We start from the raw sequence: 3,342 nt of genomic DNA, 5'->3' as shown, positions 1-3,342 counted from the left end.
GATTGACAATTTATACATATTTTAGAGCTTTTTTACAATCATTTGTAAATAAACCTTTGTTTACTCCCAATATACCATACTTTAAGAGGTGTTTTAAGCACCCGTTTTTTTAATTAAGTCCAACTTTCAGATAAAAGCAAGAAAAAACATACAAACTTCGATAGATATCAGCTATCTTGCACAAAATATCTCTTTCTCAAGTGATTACATTTTAAAAATTAAAAAAAACAGAGCCAATCTTCAGGCATGGGTAGATATCATAAACAATTCAGGCAAAGATTTTAAAGATGCAACAGTTCATTTAATAGCCGGAGATATCAACAGAGCCTACAATCAAAGAGAAGCTGTTGCTTATAGAAGTATGGTCACAGCAGATAAGAGTGCTCTCACGCACAAGGCAGTTGCAGGATACCACAAGTATACGGTTCCTTTTAAGGTTGACCTTAACAGTTATGAGAAAAGGCGTGTCAAACTCTTCGAGTATAAAGATATCCCAATACAAAACAGTTATATTGCGAGAATGAACAACCCTCTTTATCTTATGGGTGAGCGTTCAAGCAGTGTAAATCGTGAACTTCAAATCAGTAATCTTGACAGAGAACTTCCATCAGGAGTTGTGCGTATCTATACAAAAGATGATGAAGAGCCTCTACTTTTAGGGGAAACGAATATTGCCAATACACCAAAAAAGAGTCCTATCATTCTCAAAGTCGGCAAAGATTTCGATACAAAAGTAACACAGAAGGTCATCTCACGCAAAGATACGAACCTACGCTTTAATGTTACCATAGCCTATACACTGACAAACCACTCTGATGAAGACAAGTTTATCACTGTAGAGATTCCATTTAACAAAAAGAGTGATTCAAAGGTCATTTCCAAAGAGAAATATAGTTTTACAAAGGGAAATCTGCTAACATTTCATCTACAGGTCAAAGCAAACTCCAAGCAGAGCTTTAGAGCAAAATTTATAACGAAAAGAAGATAGATGGCAAAGTACATAATTTTAGATACAGAGACAACAGGGACAGATGAGTCAGACAGGGTAATCCAGCTTGGGTACATGGTACTTGGTGGCAAAGAGGTAGAGGTACATAATGAGTTTTGTTCGGCTGATGTACCCATAAACTTTGCAGCGATGGAGGTTCATGGCATTACCCCTGAGATGATCGAGGGCAAACAAAAATGTGTTGAAATACCCGCATATAAACGTCTCTTAGAGCTCAATACTCCAGAGAACTATATGATAATCCATAACGCTCCGTTTGATTTGAAGATGCTTGAAAAAGAGGGTTTTGAAGTTGCTATGAAAGTCATTGACACACTTCGTGTTGCAAAGCATATCTTCGAAGATGAAGAGGCGCACCGCCTGCAGTATTTTCGCTATAAGATGGAACTTTACAAAGAGGAACAAAAAGAGGCAGATGCACTAGGCATCGAAGTAAAAGCCCATGATGCCATCGGTGATGTACTGGTACTCAAACTCTTTTTGACAAAACTACGCAAAGCTGTCGAGGAGAAATTTCCAGGAGAAAACCCTGTAGAGAAGATGGTTGACCTGACAAACACACCTATTTTGGTAAAGACATTTCGTTTTGGAAAATACAGAGGAAAGACTTTAGAAGAAGTAGCACGTGAAGATGCAGGATATCTACGATGGATGTTGGGAAATATGGAAAATCTTGATGATGATATGCGTTACTCCATTAACTACTATCTTGATAATTAAGTTCTAAAGTATTGAACCTATAGAGACAGAAATAAATCCCTTCTCCCAAAAGAGTTGTCAAATCAAAAATATATCAGGAATCTGGGATTCATCCCGGAAAAAATCTTTAACAACCAGCAAAAATATGGAACAAAATTTTGGCTTACTCTATCAACTACATTTAAAAAACTGCAATCTTTTTATAAATCATCTATAGGTTTAAAAAAATCACATATATCAACATTTAACAATATACTTAATTTCAATAAATGCTCTAAATTAAATCGCTTTCCATGCGCATAGTTTTCAGCATTTGCATAAAATCCTGAAGATTTCTGCCCTATAGACAAGGCTACTTCTAGCTGACTCATCCCTTTTTCTATTCTGATTCGTTTTACGTTTTTAGAAATAGTGCGGAAATATGCATCTATTTCACTTTTTGTAACAATATCAGGCAAATTTAGCATAGTATTCCTATAGGTAATTTTTCTATAAGAATACTTTTAGTATAGTGCTTTATCAATTACCTTTAGAAATCATTTCTATAGGTATAATTTACTAAAGGATGAAGAATGAAAAAAAGTTTATTGTTAGCAGGATTACTTCTTGCAGGATCAAGTGCAATGGCAGATATATATGTTGGTATTGATTATGGAGCAAACTCAAATGATACAACAGTAGAGGTTTTAGGGGTAAGTGTAGATGTTTCAAACAAATACAAAGATGCCACTATTAAAGTTGGTTCAGGTCAAGATGGTGATTGGAAAGGGCAATTAAGACTTTCGCGTATCTCTTACGATAAGGCAATATTTGACAGTTCGCATAAGACTTTAACAGAATTTGGTGGAGATGTTATTAAGGAATTTTCTTTAAACAGTATAAAAAATCTTTATCCTTATGTAAAAGTTGGTTTAGGTGTCGGTTCTATGAATGTTGATGGGTATTCAGACTCATCAATTACAGAGGTTTCATTTAATATAGGTATCGGTATATCATATAAAGCAGTGGAACATTTGTATATTATAGGTGGGGTTGATTATGTTGGTAGAAAATGGCAAGACGTACAATATACAGTTGGTTCCACAACTTATACAGTTTCAACAACTGACTCAGGAGCTCAACCTTATATAGGAATTAATTATGCTTTCTAAGCATAAATATTTATTACTATTGCCTTTCGCCTTATTTTTGATGGTCGGATGTAGTACTGTACCACTAGAACCAAAAGAGATGTCTGAAAATGCTAAAGCTTTTAACACTCCTCCTGAAGGAAAAGCAGGACTATATGTTTACAGAGACTCTTTTGTAGGACAAGCATTAAAAAAAGATATTTGGGTCGATAATAAATGTCTTGGTGAAACTGCTAACGGTATTTTCTTTTATCAGAGTGTTAAAGGAAATATGCCACATACTATTGCAACTGAATCTGAATTCTCTCCAAATAAACTTGTTGTTGATACCAAAGCAGGTAAAAACTATTTTGTACGACAATACATCAAAATGGGTGTTTTTGGATAGCGTCAAAAATTTTCTGTAAATTCCTCATCAACTTCACAATCATGTTCCAAATTTTCCCACGAAACATATTTTCTATCCATCCACTTGGCATTAGTGTCAACTGCCAAAGGCACCAA

General features: G+C 34.9%; 5 protein-coding genes. 4 read left to right on the top strand and 1 reads right to left on the bottom strand.

The genetic code is table 11. From position 1 onward, the window contains the following. The first annotated feature begins 361 nt into the window (after positions 1-361). Together MNY27_RS10735 and MNY27_RS10730 are read left to right on the top strand one after the other, a co-directional pair. On the top strand, positions 362-988 hold the full coding sequence (locus tag MNY27_RS10735) for a hypothetical protein (RefSeq protein ID WP_346392327.1): 627 nt from the start codon (positions 362-364) through the stop codon (positions 986-988). After that, positions 989-1,729, top strand: a complete 741-nt coding sequence (locus MNY27_RS10730; RefSeq protein WP_346392326.1) for an exonuclease domain-containing protein — start codon at positions 989-991, stop codon at positions 1,727-1,729. Positions 1,730-1,908: 179 nt separating this feature from the next. On the opposite strand, the gene MNY27_RS10725 is transcribed toward MNY27_RS10730, so the two are convergent. Further along, positions 1,909-2,175, bottom strand: a complete 267-nt coding sequence (locus MNY27_RS10725) for a helix-turn-helix transcriptional regulator (RefSeq protein WP_152184231.1) — start codon at positions 2,173-2,175, stop codon at positions 1,909-1,911. Positions 2,176-2,280: 105 nt separating this feature from the next. Here MNY27_RS10725 and MNY27_RS10720 point away from each other — a divergent pair, with 105 nt between their 5' ends. Further along, positions 2,281-2,859, top strand: coding sequence for a hypothetical protein (locus MNY27_RS10720; protein ID WP_152184232.1), 579 nt, complete (start codon positions 2,281-2,283; stop codon positions 2,857-2,859). Continuing rightward, entirely contained in the window at positions 2,849-3,226 is a 378-nt protein-coding gene (locus MNY27_RS10715) for a DUF2846 domain-containing protein (protein ID WP_346392325.1), read from the top strand. The genes MNY27_RS10720 and MNY27_RS10715 overlap by 11 nt, the downstream gene beginning before the upstream one ends. Positions 3,227-3,342 lie beyond the last annotated feature (116 nt).

Origin of the sequence: Sulfurimonas sp. NWX79 (genome assembly GCF_039667035.1) — a bacterium.
Classification (GTDB): domain Bacteria; phylum Campylobacterota; class Campylobacteria; order Campylobacterales; family Sulfurimonadaceae; genus Sulfurimonas; species Sulfurimonas indica.
This window is presented reverse-complemented; position numbering and strand designations above follow the sequence as displayed.

Bases quoted from the DNA above. Each gene is read 5' to 3' on its own strand.
- MNY27_RS10735 (WP_346392327.1), top strand. From the start codon at position 362: ATGGTCACAGCAGATAAGAGTGCTCTCACGCACAAGGCAGTTGCAGGA.
- MNY27_RS10730 (WP_346392326.1), top strand. From the start codon at position 989: ATGGCAAAGTACATAATTTTAGATACAGAGACAACAGGGACAGATGAG.
- MNY27_RS10725 (WP_152184231.1), bottom strand. From the start codon at position 2,175: ATGCTAAATTTGCCTGATATTGTTACAAAAAGTGAAATAGATGCATAT.
- MNY27_RS10720 (WP_152184232.1), top strand. From the start codon at position 2,281: ATGAAAAAAAGTTTATTGTTAGCAGGATTACTTCTTGCAGGATCAAGT.
- MNY27_RS10715 (WP_346392325.1), top strand. From the start codon at position 2,849: ATGCTTTCTAAGCATAAATATTTATTACTATTGCCTTTCGCCTTATTT.